Genomic DNA, 14,898 nt, shown 5'->3' with positions numbered 1-14,898 from the left:
GGGTTCCTTACCTTCGGGTCGTGGAGCAGTCCGGCACGAGCAGCACGTGGGAGCCCGACGTGCTGCCCGGCTTCGAGCGCCTGACCCTGCCGCTGGAGCCGGACTTCGAGGGCGACGTCGTCGCGACGCTGGTGCGGAGGGCCGTCGAGCCCCCGGTCGCGACGTCCGACCCGCCCGCCGGCGGCACCGGGCGGGACGCGGGCATCGACGTCCTGTACGTGCACGGCTGGGTGGACTACTTCTTCCAGACCCACCTCGCGGCGTTCTGGGAGCGGCAGGGCGCCCGGTTCTACGCGCTCGACCTGCGCAAGTACGGCCGCAGCCTGCGCGAGCACCAGACCCCGGGCTTCGTCACCGCGCTGGCGACGTACGACGAGGACGTCGAGGCGGCGCTGGCGGTCCTCGGCCACGGCCCGGAGGCGTCGTCGGGGCGCCGCCTGGTGCTCATGGGCCACTCGACGGGCGGGCTGGTGCTCAGCCTGTGGGTGTCGCACCGGCCGGGCCGGGCGGACGCGCTGGTGCTCAACAGCCCGTGGCTCGAGTTCCAGACCCGCAGCGTGGGGAGGTGGGTGCTGGAGCCGGGCCTGCGCGCCCAGGCCGCGCTCGCACCGCGCAGCCACCTGGTGAACGTGGACCTCGGGTTCTACGCCCGCAGCGTCTCGCGGCGGTTCGACGGCGCGTGGGACATCGACCCGACCTGGCGCCCCGACACGGGCTGGCGTGCCACGCCGGCATGGCTGTCGGCGATCTTCCAGGGGCAGGAGCGGGTGTCCCGCGGGCTCGGCATCGACATCCCGGTGCTGGTGCTGCTGTCCGCCCGCTCGACGGCGCCCGTGCGGTGGAGCCCCGAGATGATGACCACCGACTCCGTGCTCGAGGTGGGCGGCGTCGCCCGCCGCGTCCCCGCGCTGGGCAGCCTCGTCACGCTGGCCCGGATCGACGGCGCCCTGCACGACGTCACGCTCTCCGCCCCCGCCGTGCGCGACGTCGTCTGGCGCGAGATGTCCCGCTGGGTCCGCGCCTACGTGCCCTCCGCGCCGCCGGCGGCCGCGCCGGAACCGCGGGGCGTGGCCGCCTGGTGGCGTCGCACCTTCGGCGACGGCCGCCCGTCGCGGCGCGAGGTCAGAGCGCCCGCACCAGCTCGATCTCCTCGCCCTGCTCGAGGACGAAGCGCTCGCCCGACGGCGTGAACCCGAGCTTCGCGTAGGCGGCCTGCGCGCGCGGGTTGTCGACGTGCACGCACAGCCGGGCCCGCTCGATGCCGAGTCCGCGCGCCCAGTCCTGGACGCCGTCGAACAGCCGCGCCAGCAGGCCGCCGCCACGGTGCTCGGGCCGCACGAACACGCCCACCAGGTGCACCTGCCGCTGCGTGACCGGGCCGCCCAGGACGTCGGTCGACCCCGGCTCCTCGACCAGGCCGATCGTCGTGCCGACCCAGCGACCGTCGGCGTCGACGGCGGCGAACGCCGCCGCCGCGTCGCTCGTGGCGTTGCCGCGCGCCCGCTCCTGCCAGAACGCGTCCGGGCGGGCGGCCGCCACGTCGTGCGTCTCGAGGAACGCCACGGGCGCCGCCGGGTCCTGGAGCGCCGCCAGGCGCAGGTCGCGGGTCTCGCGCCACTCGCCCTCCCGGGCGCGGCGGACGATGAGCGGGGCCGGCGGAGTCGTCATCCGCCGATCCTGTCACCTCGCGACCCGGCCCGGCCGCCACCCCCCGCCGAGGTGGTCACCGATCTGCCGAGGGAGCACGTCGCGACGGCGACTCGCCGAGCCGGGCGCGCACGTGCGCGACGACGCCGTCGGCGGCGGCCTCGACCTCCGCCAGGGTGGTCTCGAAGCCGGACTCGTCGCCGTACCAGGGGTCGTCGACGTCGAGCAGGTGCTCGTCGCCACCCGGCTCGACGACGGGGGCGTCGGGGTCGAACGACCGGTACAGGCGGATCTCGGCGAGCCCGGCGGAGCCCGCGGCGCCGTCGGCGAGACGGCGCAGGCGTCGGGCGTGCTGCGCCGTCATGGGCAGGACCAGGTCGTGGTCGGCGAGGTCCGTGGAGGTCACCTGGCGGGCGCGGTGGCCGTCGCCCGTCGGGTAGCCGTGCGCGGCCAGCGTGCGGCGGGCGCGCCCGTCCACCGGGTTGCCGTGCTCCTCGTCGCTCACGCCCGACGAGTCCACGACCACGCGGTCGCCGAGACCGGCGGCCTCGAGGCGGTCGCGCAGCACGATCTCGGCCATGGGGGAGCGGCAGATGTTGCCGGTGCAGACGGTCATCACGCGGTACGGGGTGGCGGTCACGGGCCCATTCTCGCCTCTCGCCGGGCCCCGCTCCCGATCCGTGCCTACCGTGAGGCATGGCGAGATGGGCGGCGGACGGGCTGATCGCCGTGACCGGCGCCAGCGGGCGGCTCGGGTCACGACTGGCGTTCCGGCTCGCGGCGGAGGGCGCGCGACAACGGCTGGTCGTGCGGGACCCGGCGCGCGCGCCGCGGCTCAGCGACGGCCGGGCGCTGCCGGTGTCGGAGGTCGCCGTCGCCGACGGCTTCCACGACGCCGACGCGATGCGGGCCGCGTTCGACGGCGTCCGCACCGTGTTCCTGGTGAGCGCGCGCGAGGCGCCCGACCGTGTCGCGCAGCACACCGCGATGATCGACACGGCGGCGGCCGCCGGCGTCGAGCGGCTGGTGTACACGTCGTTCGCGGGCGCGGCGCCCGACGCCGTGTTCACGTTCGCCCGCGACCACTGGCACACGGAGCAGCACCTCGCCGACGTCGCCGCGCGCACCGGGCTGCGCTGGACGGTGCTGCGCGACAACCTCTACTTCCACGCGCTGAGCACGTTCGTCGGGCACGACGGCGTGATCCGCGGCCCGGCGTCGGACGGGCGCGTCGCGGCCGTGTCGCACGACGACGTCGCGGACGTCGCGACCGCCGTCATCCTCGACGAGCGGCCCGCTCGGCACGACGACGCCGTCTACGAGGTCACCGGGCCGCAGGCGCTCACCCTCGACGAGGTCGCGGCCACGCTCGGCCGCGCCGCCGGCCGCGACCTCACCTACCACCCCGAGACGGAGGAGGAGGCGTACGCCTCCCGCGCCGGGTACGGGGCGGAGCCGTTCGAGCTCGACGGGTGGGTCTCGTCGTACACGGCCATCGCCGCGGGCGAGCTGGCGCACGTCTCCGACGACGTCGGCCGCCTCGTCGGCCGGCCCGCGCGCTCGCTCGCGCAGTGGCTGGACGACTACCCCGGCGAGTGGGCGCACCTGCGGCGCGCGTAGGCCGCCTCCCCGGGCCTCGCGTTCACCCTGAGGAAAACCCTTGGCCTCCCCGCGGCGGCGGGCGTAGCGTCGTCGGCACATGAGAAGGGAGGTGATCCGAGCTGTGAAGACTCTTCGGACCCATGAGGTGGTCGCGCGCTAGTCGCGCGCGCTAGAACGTCGGGCGGGTAGCGAGTTCCTCGCGACCACCGGAGCCCGCGGGTGCCGTGACCTCGTCCAGCACGGCAGGAGGTTCGACCTCCAGCCCGCGGGCTTTCTGCTGCCCAGGACCGGGCTGCCCAGGACCGCGGACGCCCCGACGTCAGGCGAGCACCGCCGCGCGACGCTCCCGCCGCAGCCGCCGCTCGGCCTGGGCGACGAGCTCGTCCGCGTCGGCGGCGCCGGCCACCGACCACGCGGCAGCGGCGTGCAGCCCCGGCCACACCGGGGCGTCGAGCGCGCTCGAGGCCTCGGCGACGTGCGCGAGCAGGTGCTGACGCAGGGCGTCCGCGGACGCCGCCGCCTGGATGTCGTCCATCGCCGGCAACGTCGCCAGGACGGCGAACCCGTCGCCCTCCACGCGACCCGCCTCGCACCCGGCGGGCAGCGCCGCCCCGATCCGGGCCGCGAGCTCCGCGAGCACCACGTCTCCGGCGTCCTGCCCGTGGTCGGCGTTGAGCCTCGCCATGTCCCGCACGTCGAGCAGCACCAGCACCACGCGGGTCGCGCCGCCGCGCACCAGGGCGCAGCGGCGCCGCAGCGCGTACCAGGTGGCGGCCCGCCCCGGCAGCCGCGTCAGCGGGTCGTGGGTCGAGCGCTCGGCCAGCTCGGCGACGACGGCGCGCATCACGTCGGCCGTGCTCGCCGCGCCCCAGGCCGAGGGTCCCCTCACCAGGACGTCGTCGTAGCGGCGGTCCGCGGTGCGGGCCATCGCGAGCGACGCGACGTCCGCGAGCGCCGTCCCGGGCTCGACGACGAGCGGCGACCAGTCCGCGACCGCCCCGGTGGGCCGTCGCTCCAGGACCGCGCGCCCGTACCCGAGGCGTCCCGTGAGCGCGGCCGTCAGGCCCGACCGCGTGACGATGCCCGTGCGAGTGGGCGCCGTGTCGTCCTGCACGGCGACCGAGCCCACCTCCGGACGCCGGAAGATCACCTCGAGCTGCCCGACGGGCAGCGTGGAGCCCACCACCAGCACCGGCTGGGCCAGCTCCGCGACCGACGCGACGCGCGTCGCCCGGCGAGGAGCGACGTGGCGGGCCAGGCGGGCGATCTCGTCGTGCACAAGCGGAAGTATGGCCAGCCTGGACGTCGTGCGAGGCGCTCCGCGGAGATGTTCGCCGAGCGTTCGCGGGCCGTTCAACCACGGGACCGCGATGGGAGCGCGACCACCCAGCGCCCGGGTTGTCGTGTCCCTAGAGTGTCGCGAGGGTACGCGATGTCTGTGATGTCTCGGGGGGCGACACATGCGAAGGACGAGGACGACGGCCGGTCGCAGGACGACGAGCGGCCTGCTGGCCGCCGCGCTCGCGCTGGGCGGTCTGGTGGGCGTCGGTGCGCAGACCGCGACGGCGCCGCCGGCGGCCGCCGCCGCCGAGGGCGACGTCAACCCGTTCTCCTCCTCCGGCGGGTACACCGTGTACGCGCAGCGCGACGCGATCGTCGGCAACCAGGAGCTCGAGGGCTCGCTGGCCGCCGGGCGGAACCTCACCGACACGACGGCCGCGCAGTGGGCGGTGATCCACGTGGCCGCGGGCACCGCGGACTACACGATCCCCACCGTCGACGGCGACCCGACACGCCTCCTCATCGGCCGGTTCGACCCGGACGAGTCGCGCAACGTCGGCCAGGTCAACATCACGAGCCGCGGTGCGACCACCCCGGAGAACGTCGGCACCCTCAAGACGGTGGACCGTGACCTCGGTCCGTACGCCACGTCGGCCCGGGGCGAGGGCTGGGTGCGGGAGTCCGAGCAGGGCTCCAACCCACCCCTCATCGACGCGACCGCGCAGACGTTCCCCGCCGACGCGGAGCCTCCGACGGGCAGCAACACCTCGATCTTCACCGAGCAGACCGGCGACACGCAGGACGTCGTCGCCGGGTACGTGCAGGCCGGGCAGGACGCCAGCCTCGACGACACCACCGCGTGCCTCGCGACGATCACGGACCCGGGCGGCCACGACGTGAACCACGTGACCGTCGCCGAGGACGACGGGTCGCGGAAGGTCCTCTCGCTCCTCGCCTCCGACCGGCCCAACGTCGTGGCGTACGAGGACGTCGCGGGCGCCGACCTCCTCCAGTTCTCGGCGGGCAGCGCGGTGCCGGGTCAGCAGAACCCGCTGATCATCCGCGTCCCCGCCGGGACGACGGACGTGCAGGGGCTGCGGGTCGACCCGCAGGGCCAGTACTCGCCGTACATCCTGTGGGACCTGTCGGCCGTCACGGGCGACGTGACCGTCGCGCACACCGGGGAGCGCATCGACGGGTCGATCTTCGCGCCCAACGCCAACGTCACGGTGGACGCGGCGCCCCTGGACGGCCAGGTCGTGGGGCAGGACGTCACCCTGCTGGGCGGCGAGGTGCACTCCTTCATGTTCGCGGGCACGGTGCCGTGCGGCGAGCCGCACGGCACGTTCGAGCTGTCCAAGGAGCTCGACGGGATCGGCGCCGACGACCTGCCCGACGGCACGACGTTCCAGGTCGACTGGACCGCCACGTCGCCGGACGGCGAGGTGCTCGGCTCCGGCACGCTCGACCTGCCCGCGGACGGCGGCGCGGTGCGCCCGCAGGACGTGGACGGCACGCTGAGCACCTTCCCCGTCGGCACGGTCGTGACGTTCGAGGAACGGCCCCCGGGCGACGTGCCCGGCTGGGACTGGACGGGCGCGTCCGTGTCGCCGTCCTCGCTGACCATCACCGACGAGGGCGACGCCGTCGTGGACGCGACGGTGACCAACACGGCGGAACGCACCCGCGGCACGTTCCAGGTCGTCAAGACCGTGGTCGCCACCCTGGACGACCCGATCGAGGTCGACGAGGGCACCACCGTCACCGTGGGGTGGACCGCCGTCGACCCGGACGGCAACGAGAGCAGCGGCACCATCGAGCTCGTCGCGAACGAGGACGGGTCGTTCGATCCGACCGGGCCGGTCGACGACGCCGGGAACGAGGTCACCTTCCCGGTCGGCACCGAGGTCACCGTGGCGGAGACCGACCGCGGCGTCCCGCCCGACGGCGCCACCTGGGGCGACGAGTCGTGGAGCCCTGGCACGACGTTCACGATCGACCGCGAGGACCAGGTGGTCGAGGACATGGTCACCAACATCCTCGTCGACGAGAACGTCGTCCCCGCCACCGCGCGGTTCAGCATGGTCAAGGTGCTCGACGTCGACGGCCCGGTCGACCCGAACCTCCAGTTCTCGGTCGAGTACACGTTCGACCCGCCCGGCGGCCCGCGGGAGGGGCGCGTCCGCGAGATCGCCGTCGGCGACCCGGTGACGATCACCACCCTGCTGGACGACGAACCCATCCCTGCCGGGACCACCGTGTGGGTGCGCGAGCACGACCCGTCCTTCGACGACGGCATCGTGTGGGAGGACCCGGTGCTCTCGGTGGACGGCGAGCCGCTCACCGACCCCGACGAGGACGGCTTCTACCCGCTGGAGCTCGCCGGCGGCCCGACGGTCGCCCTCGAGGTGACCAACGTGGGGAGCGTCCCCACAGGGTCGTTCACCGTGGCCAAGACCCTCGACGGACCGGTCGCCGAGGACGTGCCGGAGGGCCTGGAGTTCACGGTGGCCTGGACCGCGACCTACGTCGACGGCACCACGACCAGCGGGTCCACCACGCTCGCGCCCGACGGCGAGCCCGTCGCGCCGACCGACGCCACCGGCGACCCGGTCGACTTCCCGGCCGGCACGACGGTCACGTTCGACGAACCGGTGCTGCCCGACGTGCCCGGCTGGGACTGGGGCACCCCGACGATCTCACCGGCGGAGATCACGGTCGGCGCCGACGAGACGGCGGCGGTCTCCGTCACCAACTCCGCCACGGTGGAGCATGGCACGTTCGAGGTCGCGAAGGCCCTCGAGGGCGCCGAGCCGGGCGACGTGAGCGCGGACGGCTTCGACGTGCCGTGGACGGCCACCCTGCCCGACGGCAGCACCGACGACGGCGTGCTGCGCGTGCCGACCGACGGGACCGCCGTCGGCCCGGACCGCGCGTTCCCCGTGGGGACCACCGTGCGCGTCACGGAGGAGGAGCCGTCGGACGACGTGCTGCCCGACGGGTGGACCTGGGCCGTCCCGACCTGGTCCCCGGGCAGCAGCCTCACGATCGACGAGGGCACCGGCACGACGTCGTTCACCGTGACGAACTCGGCCGTGCCCACGACGACGCTGCGGATCGAGAAGCTGGTCGAGGGCACGGACCTGCCCGACGGCACCCGCTTCCCGGTCGAGTACCGAGTGGACGACGGCCCGGTCCAGCAGGGCGACCTCGTGCTCGGTGACCCCTTCGAGGCGGACGACGTCCCGCTGGGCACCACGGTCGAGATCCGCGAGGCCGACCCGCCCGCCGTCGACGACGCCACCTGGGCGTCGCCGCGCTGGGCGATCGACGGCCAGGAGCTCGAGGCCGACGACGACGGCTGGGTGGTGATCCACGCGAACGACGAGCGGCTCAACGCCGTCACGCTGACGAACACGGCCCGTCCGACGACGCCGGAGACCCCGGGCGGCCAGCTGCCGGAGACCGGGTTCGGCGGGGGCGCCCTCCCGCTGCTGGCCCTCGGGCTGCTGCTCCTGGGGATCGCGGTGCGCCTCGTGGCCCGGACGATCCGCGCCTGACGGCCGGGGGAGGTGCGTCCGGTGGCTCCGGGGACGGAGGGCGTGCCCGACGTCGGGGCGCTGCGGCGCGGCGCGTACGAGCGCGCCGTCGCCCGCCCGCGGCAGCCGTTCGCCGGCACGGTGACGGACCTGGCGCACGACGGTGTCGCGATGCGTCGCTACACGCCCGACCGCCACCAGCCCGGCGCCGCGGCGGTCTTCCTGCACGGCGGGTACGGCCTCTTCGGCGACCTCGAGCTGCAGGACGGCTGGTGCCGGCGGACCGCCGACGCCCTCGGCGTCGTCGTGCTCGCCGTCGACTACCGGCTCGCGCCGGAGGCGACGCTCGACGACGCCGTCGCGGACGCCGTGGCCGCGCTCGACCTGCTCGCCGGCGCGGGCGTCGACCGCGTCTACCTCGCCGGCGACTCCGCGGGCGGCGCCGTCGCCGTCCTCGCCGCGTCGCGCCCGGCCCACCGGCCGGCGGGCCTGCTGCTCACCAACCCCAACCTCGACCTGTCGCTCGAGTCCTACGACGACGCCCTGCCGGGCGGTCCGGGCCGGCAGCTGTCGACGTACGCCATGCGCGCGTGGACCGGCGTCGACCCCGCGGACGCGCCGCGGCTGCACCGGTCCGCGCGCGGGCTGCCCCCGACCCTCGTCGCGGTGGGCGAGCGGGATTCGTTGCTGCCCGAGGCGCGGGCGCTGGCGGACGCCTGCCGCCGCGACGGCGTGCCCTGCCGGCTGGTCGAGCTGCCCGGCGCCGAGCACGGGTTCGTCGGCACCGAGCGCGCGGGCGAGGTGCTCGCCGAGGCCGCGACGTTCTTCGGCCTCGGCTGAGCCCGCCCGGTCAGCGCCCGGCCGCCTCCGCGACGCCCACCGCGACGGCGAGGTCCTGCCACGACATGCCGGACCCCTTGAAGACGTTCGGCCGGTCCGTGGCGCGGGATCGCCCGCGCACGACGTCGGCGAGCGGCACGAGGGCGTCGGGTCGCAGCGCGCCCTCCTCGACCGCGAGCACGACGTCGCCGCACTCGCGCATCGCGGTCGCGCGGTCCTCGACGACGACGAGCGCCCGCCCCATGAGCCCGGCGTCGAGCTCGCGACGGTCGGGCTCGTGCGAGCCGATGGCCACGACGCACGCGCCGTCGCGCACCAGGGCGCCGTCGAAGAGCGGCTCGCCCGCCGACGTCGCGCACACCACGAGGTCGGCGTCGGCGACGTCGGCGGTGCTCCCCGCGCGGGCGGGGATCCCGCGCGCGACGAGGCCGTCGACGGCGGCCGTCAGGCGTCCGCGGTCGCGGCCGACGAGCGCGACGTCGTCGAGGTCGCGCACCGCCGCCATCGCGACCGCGTGCTCGACGGCCTGCGGCCCGGTGCCGACGACGACCAGGCGCCGCGCGTCCGGCGCCGCGAGGTGGTCCGCCGCGACGGCCGAGGTCGCGGGCGTGCGCAGCTCGGTGAGGGCCGACCCGTCGAGCTGCAACCGGGGCGTGAGCGTGGCGGCGTCGAGCAGCAGGTAGGTCGCCTGGATGCGCGGCAGGCCGCGCGCGGGGTTGCCCGGCGCCACGGACGCGATCTTGACCCCGGCCCACTCGCCCAGCACCGACGGCATGAGCAGCAGGTGCCCCGCGCCGGCGGCCACCGACGACCGCGCCGGGTCGTCGGCGGGGTCGAAGCCGTCGCGCAGCGCGCGCTCGACGAGCCGGCGGGCGTCGTCGGGCCCGACCCGGCGGCGGACCTCGTCGGCCGTGACGAACGGCAGCCCGGTCACGCGGCCACCTCCTCGCGCGCCTCGCGCGCCTCGATCCGGGCGCGCTCGAGGCGCACGACCCGGCCGGACAGGGACACGGCGACGAGCGCGACGACCGCGAGTCCCACCATGTACACGGCGATCGGCCACCAGGCGCCGTCGAACCGCGAGAGCAGCCAGGTCGCGAGCAGCGGCGCGGTGCCGCCCGCCAGCGCGGCGCCGATCTGGTAGCCGAGCGTGACGCCGGTGTAGCGCACGCGGGTGGTGAAGGTCTCGGACATCAGCGTGCCCAGGGTGGCGGTGACCGGGGGCCACACGACGCCCAGCCCGATGACGACGGCCGCGTAGACGGCCCAGTCGACCTGGAGGTCGAGCAGCAGGAAGAAGGGCGCCGCGAAGAGCGCGATGAGCACGGTGCCGCCGAGGAAGACGGCGGGTCGGCCCAGCCGGTCGGAGAGCCTTCCCATCGCGAGGATCGCCAGCGTGCTGACGAACGCGGCGGCGCTCACGGCGTTGAGGACCACCGACTGCTGCATGCCGAGGGTGCCGGTCGCGTAGCTCACGACGAACGTGGCGAAGATGTAGAACGGGCCGGTCTCCACGACCTTGGCGCCGACGGCGACGAGCACGGAGCGCCAGTGGTCGCGCAGCGTGTCCTTGATCGGGAGCTTGGCCACGTTGCCGCTCGCCTTGGCCTCCCGGAAGGCGGGGGTCTCGGCGAGGCCCTTGCGGATCCACAGGCCGACGAACACGAGCACCACCGAGGCGATGAACGGCAGGCGCCAGCCCCAGGACTCGAACGCCCCGGAGGGCAGCGAGGTGACCAGCGCGAAGGCGATGGTCGACAGGAGCATGCCGATGGTCACGCCGGTCTGCGGCACGGAGCCGAAGAAGCCGCGGCGGTTCTCCGGCGCGTACTCGTAGGCGAGCAGCAGGGCGCCGCCCCACTCGCCGCCGATCGCGAGGCCCTGGATGACGCGGCAGAGGATGAGCAGCGCCGGCGCGAGGACGCCGACCTGCGCGTACGTGGGCAGCAGGCCGATCGCGATCGTCGCGCCACCCATGAGGGAGAGCGTGATGACCAGCGTCTTCTTGCGGCCGATCTTGTCACCGATGTGGGAGAAGACGATGCCGCCGAACGGGCGGATGAAGAACGTCAGCGACAGCGACAGGTACGACAGCATCAGCGAGACGGCCGGGTCGTCGGTCGGGAAGAACTGCTTGTCGAAGATGAGGGCCGCTGCGGTGGCGTAGAGGAAGAAGTCGAACCACTCGATCGCGCTGCCGGAGAGGCTGCCGACCAGCACCCGGAGGTTGGTGGCCGGTTTCCCGACCGTGGACTGCTGCGAAGTCACGCGCCTGCTCCCGTCCGGCCCGCCACGTCGGGGGCCTCGAATGGCGTGCAACGTACAATTGCACCGACCGCGGACGCAAGGGCTTCCCGCGTCGTGAGCAGGGCGGATCCCGGTCAGCCGGCGTCGGCGGCGTCGCCCGCCGGACCCGCCGAGGCCCTCGACGACGCGCCCGAGCCCTGCCCCGACCAGACGTCGCGCACGTGCCTCAGGTGCCGGCGCATCCACGCCTCCGCGCCGGCCGCGTCGCCGGCCTCCAGGAGGTCGAGCAGCTCGTGGTGCTCCCGGATCGTGGCCACGAGACGACCCTCCTCGTGCAGGCCCTGGAGCCCGAGCAGCCGCGACATGCCGCGCAGCCGGCGGACCTCCTCGACCAGGCGCTCGTTCCCCGCGAGGGCGAGCACCTCGGTGTGGAAGGCCGTGTCGGCCGCGACGAACTCCTGCAGCTCGCCGGCCGCCGCCGTCGCGTCGATGCGGTCCGCGAGGGGGCGCAGCGCCCGCACCTGGGCGGCCGTCGCCAGCGTCGCGACGCGCGCCACCGTCGGCGCCTCGATGAGCTCGCGGATCTGGAGGATCTCCTCGAGCGCGACGTCGCCGAGCTCCACCACGCGGTAGCCCCGGTGCCGCAGCGTCTCGACCAGCCCCTCGCGGGTGAGCTCCATCATCGCCTCGCGCACCGGGGTCGCCGAGACGCCCAGCCGCTGGGCGAGGGCCGGGGCCGAGTAGATGGCCCCGGGCTCGAGCTCGCCGGCCACCATCGCCTCCCGCAACGTCACCAGGACGCGCGACCGGATGCTGTCGGGGACGTCCATCGACCCCAGGATCGACGGCCTGCCGCGGCCGCCCGCACCGCTGCTCATCTGCTGTCTCCTGGCCTCGACGTCACGGACGTGGCCAGGATGCCACGGGACCGCCACGGGTGTGCGCAGAGCGGACGCCCACGGCCCGGTCATGGGACCGGCCGGCCCGTCGGAGGGGTCGACGGGCCGGCCGGGGTCGGGGTGACGGTGCGCCCGCGCGGGGCGCTCCGTCGAGAGCGGGTCGGCTCAGCCGAAGGTCACCTCCAGCGTGCCGTCCGCGGCGAAGGACCAGTCGAGGTCGCCCGCGTAGGCGCCGCAGGCGGCGCTGTTGGAGCCGGACCAGAACTCGTTGGTGCCGTCGTCGCTCCCGACGATCCGGTCGTTGGAGCCGCTGTCGCACGACACGTTGCCGCTGAACCGGTGGCTGCCCTCGTCGAAGTTGAAGTTGCGCTCCTCGTTGCCGATGCTCACGTTGTCGGCGACCGTGATCGAGCCCGGGTTGCTGTTGTACGTGAACCCGTGCTTGCCGTTCTCGTAGGCGATGCTGCCCGTCACCACATGGTCGACGGGGATGTCCTCGCCGCCCAGCTTGTAGCCGTTGCGGTCGCCGCTGCCGGCCTGCGAGCCGTCCGACAGCGTGCCGTTGTCGTAGGAGAGCGAGTCCTCGATGGTCACCACGCCGATGGGGCCCGTGTCCGACTTGGCGTACAGGTCCCAGCCGTCGTCGATGTTGTTGTGGGACACGCAGTCGCGGAACACGTTGCCCTCGCCGACCGTCAGCTTGGCCGCGAAGCCGTCCGCATCCTCGCCGTCGGAGTCCACGTTGTCGTACGACTCGGAGGAGAGCACCAGGTTGTTCGCCGGCCACTCCGCCTTCGGCGCGCCCGCGACCAGGCGGGCGATCTGCAGGCCCGTGTCGGCGTTCCCGCGGGTGACGACGCGCTCGATCACGTTGTCGTCGCCGCCGAGCAGGATGCCGTTGTCGCCGGAGTTCTGGACCGTGATCCCGTACACGTGCCAGAAGTTGCCGCCGATGGCGAGGCCCCGGTTGGCGGAGTCCTCGGCCTGCGCGGAGAAGTCGAGCACCGGCGTCTCGCCCGGGTACGCCGACAGGAGCGTCCGCTCCGACGACGTGCCGTCGTTGCCCGGCTCGATCGTGAGCGTGTCGGCCAGGTCGTACTGGCCGCCGCGCAGGTAGATCGCCCCGCCCGGCTCCACGGCGGCGATCGCCGCGGCGACCGTCGTCGGGTCGGCCTCCGTGCCCGCCGCGCCGGCCGAGCCGTCGGGCGCCGCGTAGATCACCTCGCCGCTCGGGGTCGGCGGGTCGGTCGGCCCCGGGTCGGTCGGGTCCGTCGGGTCGGTGGGGTCGGTCGGGTCGGTCGGGTCCGTCGAGCCCTGGCCGGCGTACGTCTCCAGCTCGGCCACCTTCGGCGTGCCGGAGGCGCTGGTGATCTCGAGGTCGAGCTTGCTCAGCGTGGTCGTGGGCAGGTTGACGACGCCCGCGCGGCTGCCGGTCGCGAGCACGGCGCCGGTGTCGTGGTTGACGACGCGGAACCCCGTGATCGTGCCCGCGGAGCCGGCCGCCTCCACGACCTTGGCCTGCGACACGGTCTGCGGGGTCGACCACTTGACGGACACGCGACCCGTGGTGCTCGACGGCGACCAGAACGTGCTCAGGTTGCCGTCGGTCACGTTGCCGAAGCTGCTGCCCGACGCCTTGGACGAGCCGTCCGCGCCGGCGCCGAGGCTGAGGTTGGCCCCGCTCGGCTCGTCCGTCGGGGGGTCGGTCGGCTCGCCGGTCGGCGGGTCCGTGGGCTCGCCGGTCGGCGGGTCGGTCGGCTCCGGCGTCGTCGCCTCGCACGAGCCGTCGGACACCCTGAGGCCCTTGTTCGCCCCGGCGGTCGCGGCGACGACGTCCGGCACGCAACCGGCGTCGTCGAGCGAGTAGTCGTAGGGGATGCTGACCGTCGTCGTCGACGTCGGGTTCGGGCCGGCGGGGTTGTTGTCCTCGCCCGGCTCCGACCAGGTGACGTTGTCGAACGTGTTCCCGGCGACCTGCCAGTAGCCGGGCAGGTCGGTGTAGAACGTGCCGAGCACGTCCTTCGAGTCCTGGAAGTAGTTGCTGTCGACCTTCGCCTTGCCGCCGGCGCGCGCGTTGATGCCGGACTCGTGGATGTCGACGTAGTGGTTGTTGTAGATGTGGGCCGTCGCCCCGCGCAGCAGGGGGAGGCGCGAGTCGATGTTCTCGTAGAGGTTGTGGTGGTAGGTGACCGGCCCGTTGCCCAGGTCGCTGTCGCCCGAGCCGACGAGGCCGCCGCGGCCGGAGCCGCGAAGGATGCTGTAGGAGAGCGTCACGTACTTCGTGTCGCCCTTCATGTCGAAGAGGCCGTCGTAGCCCTCGGACTCGCCGCCCGAGGCCTCGAGCGTCACGTGGTCCGCCCACACGTTCGAGACGCCGGACTCCATGCCGATCGCGTCGCCGCCGTTGGACGTCGGGGAGCCCGACTTCTTGACGTTCTTGACCGTGACGTTCTGGATGATGATGTTGCTGGCCTCGCGGATGTGGATGCCCACCTGGTCGAACGTCGCGCCGCTTCCCACCCCGACGAGCGTGACGTTGCTGATCTGCTTCAGCTCGATCACACCGTCCGCGGTGTTGCAGCTGTCTCCCGAGACCTTGCTCGTGTTGCCGTGGTTGATCGTGCCCTCGACCTGGATCGTGATCGGGGTGTCCTCGGACGCGCGGCCGCACAGGGCCTCGTGGATCTGGGTGCCGGTCGTCGCCCTCACGACGGAGCCGCCGGAGCCGCCCGTCGTGCCGCCGTTCTGGGTGGCGAACCCGGTCACGCCACCCTCCGCGGCCTGGGCGCCGAGCGTCATCGCGGTGACCCCGATCGCGGCCACCAGTGACGTCGTCACCCCCG

At 74.3% G+C, this 14,898-nt stretch carries 11 protein-coding genes; 4 read left to right on the top strand and 7 right to left on the bottom strand.

Features of this window, described 5'->3' with window-relative positions; all coding sequences use genetic code 11:
* The first annotated feature begins 20 nt into the window (after positions 1 to 20).
* A complete protein-coding gene (locus ACFQ8E_RS04930; RefSeq protein ID WP_430549456.1) occupies positions 21 to 1,190 on the top strand; it encodes an alpha/beta hydrolase in 1,170 nt (389 codons plus the stop codon).
* On the opposite strand, the gene ACFQ8E_RS04925 is transcribed toward ACFQ8E_RS04930, so the two are convergent.
* Positions 1,123 to 1,668: a GNAT family N-acetyltransferase gene (locus ACFQ8E_RS04925; protein WP_430549455.1), complete on the bottom strand. Its 546-nt coding sequence runs from the start codon at positions 1,666 to 1,668 to the stop codon at positions 1,123 to 1,125. The genes ACFQ8E_RS04930 and ACFQ8E_RS04925 overlap by 68 nt on opposite strands.
* Positions 1,669 to 1,723: 55 nt before the next feature.
* The gene (locus ACFQ8E_RS04920; RefSeq protein WP_430549501.1) at positions 1,724 to 2,263 is read right to left on the bottom strand and encodes a low molecular weight protein-tyrosine-phosphatase; all 540 of its coding nucleotides are present in this window, start codon (positions 2,261 to 2,263) and stop codon (positions 1,724 to 1,726) included.
* A gap of 80 nt (positions 2,264 to 2,343) precedes the next feature.
* On the opposite strand from ACFQ8E_RS04920, the gene ACFQ8E_RS04915 reads away from it, so the two are divergent.
* On the top strand, positions 2,344 to 3,267 hold the full coding sequence (locus tag ACFQ8E_RS04915; RefSeq protein ID WP_430549454.1) for an SDR family oxidoreductase: 924 nt from the start codon (positions 2,344 to 2,346) through the stop codon (positions 3,265 to 3,267).
* Between the two features lie 301 nt (positions 3,268 to 3,568).
* Here the strand turns inward: ACFQ8E_RS04915 and ACFQ8E_RS04910 are convergent, their stop codons facing one another.
* On the bottom strand, positions 3,569 to 4,528 hold the full coding sequence (locus ACFQ8E_RS04910; protein WP_430549453.1) for a diguanylate cyclase domain-containing protein: 960 nt from the start codon (positions 4,526 to 4,528) through the stop codon (positions 3,569 to 3,571).
* Between the two features lie 181 nt (positions 4,529 to 4,709).
* On the opposite strand from ACFQ8E_RS04910, the gene ACFQ8E_RS04905 reads away from it, so the two are divergent.
* Together ACFQ8E_RS04905 and ACFQ8E_RS04900 are read left to right on the top strand one after the other, a co-directional pair.
* Positions 4,710 to 8,090 carry a DUF5979 domain-containing protein gene (locus tag ACFQ8E_RS04905; protein ID WP_430549452.1) on the top strand — a complete coding sequence of 1,127 codons (3,381 nt, stop codon included), beginning with the start codon at positions 4,710 to 4,712 and terminating at the stop codon, positions 8,088 to 8,090.
* A gap of 21 nt (positions 8,091 to 8,111) precedes the next feature.
* Positions 8,112 to 8,909 carry an alpha/beta hydrolase gene (locus ACFQ8E_RS04900; protein ID WP_430549451.1) on the top strand — a complete coding sequence of 266 codons (798 nt, stop codon included), beginning with the start codon at positions 8,112 to 8,114 and terminating at the stop codon, positions 8,907 to 8,909.
* A gap of 10 nt (positions 8,910 to 8,919) precedes the next feature.
* Here ACFQ8E_RS04900 and ACFQ8E_RS04895 read toward each other — a convergent pair whose 3' ends face one another.
* The 4 genes from ACFQ8E_RS04895 to ACFQ8E_RS04880 form a co-directional block, all read right to left on the bottom strand.
* Positions 8,920 to 9,843 carry an ornithine cyclodeaminase family protein gene (locus ACFQ8E_RS04895; RefSeq protein ID WP_430549450.1) on the bottom strand — a complete coding sequence of 308 codons (924 nt, stop codon included), beginning with the start codon at positions 9,841 to 9,843 and terminating at the stop codon, positions 8,920 to 8,922.
* Positions 9,840 to 11,177, bottom strand: a complete 1,338-nt coding sequence (locus ACFQ8E_RS04890) for an MFS transporter (protein WP_430549449.1) — start codon at positions 11,175 to 11,177, stop codon at positions 9,840 to 9,842. Before ACFQ8E_RS04890 ends, ACFQ8E_RS04895 begins: the two co-directional genes overlap by 4 nt.
* A gap of 113 nt (positions 11,178 to 11,290) precedes the next feature.
* Positions 11,291 to 12,034: a GntR family transcriptional regulator gene (locus ACFQ8E_RS04885; protein WP_430549448.1), complete on the bottom strand. Its 744-nt coding sequence runs from the start codon at positions 12,032 to 12,034 to the stop codon at positions 11,291 to 11,293.
* A 186-nt stretch (positions 12,035 to 12,220) separates the two neighbouring features.
* Positions 12,221 to 14,878, bottom strand: a complete 2,658-nt coding sequence (locus ACFQ8E_RS04880; protein WP_430549447.1) for a hypothetical protein — start codon at positions 14,876 to 14,878, stop codon at positions 12,221 to 12,223.
* Positions 14,879 to 14,898 lie beyond the last annotated feature (20 nt).

Source organism: Isoptericola sp. NPDC056573, assembly GCF_042793335.1.
Classification (GTDB): Bacteria; Actinomycetota; Actinomycetes; order Actinomycetales; family Cellulomonadaceae; genus Isoptericola.
Note: the sequence above shows the minus strand (reverse complement) of the source record. Positions and strands in the feature narration are given on the sequence as shown.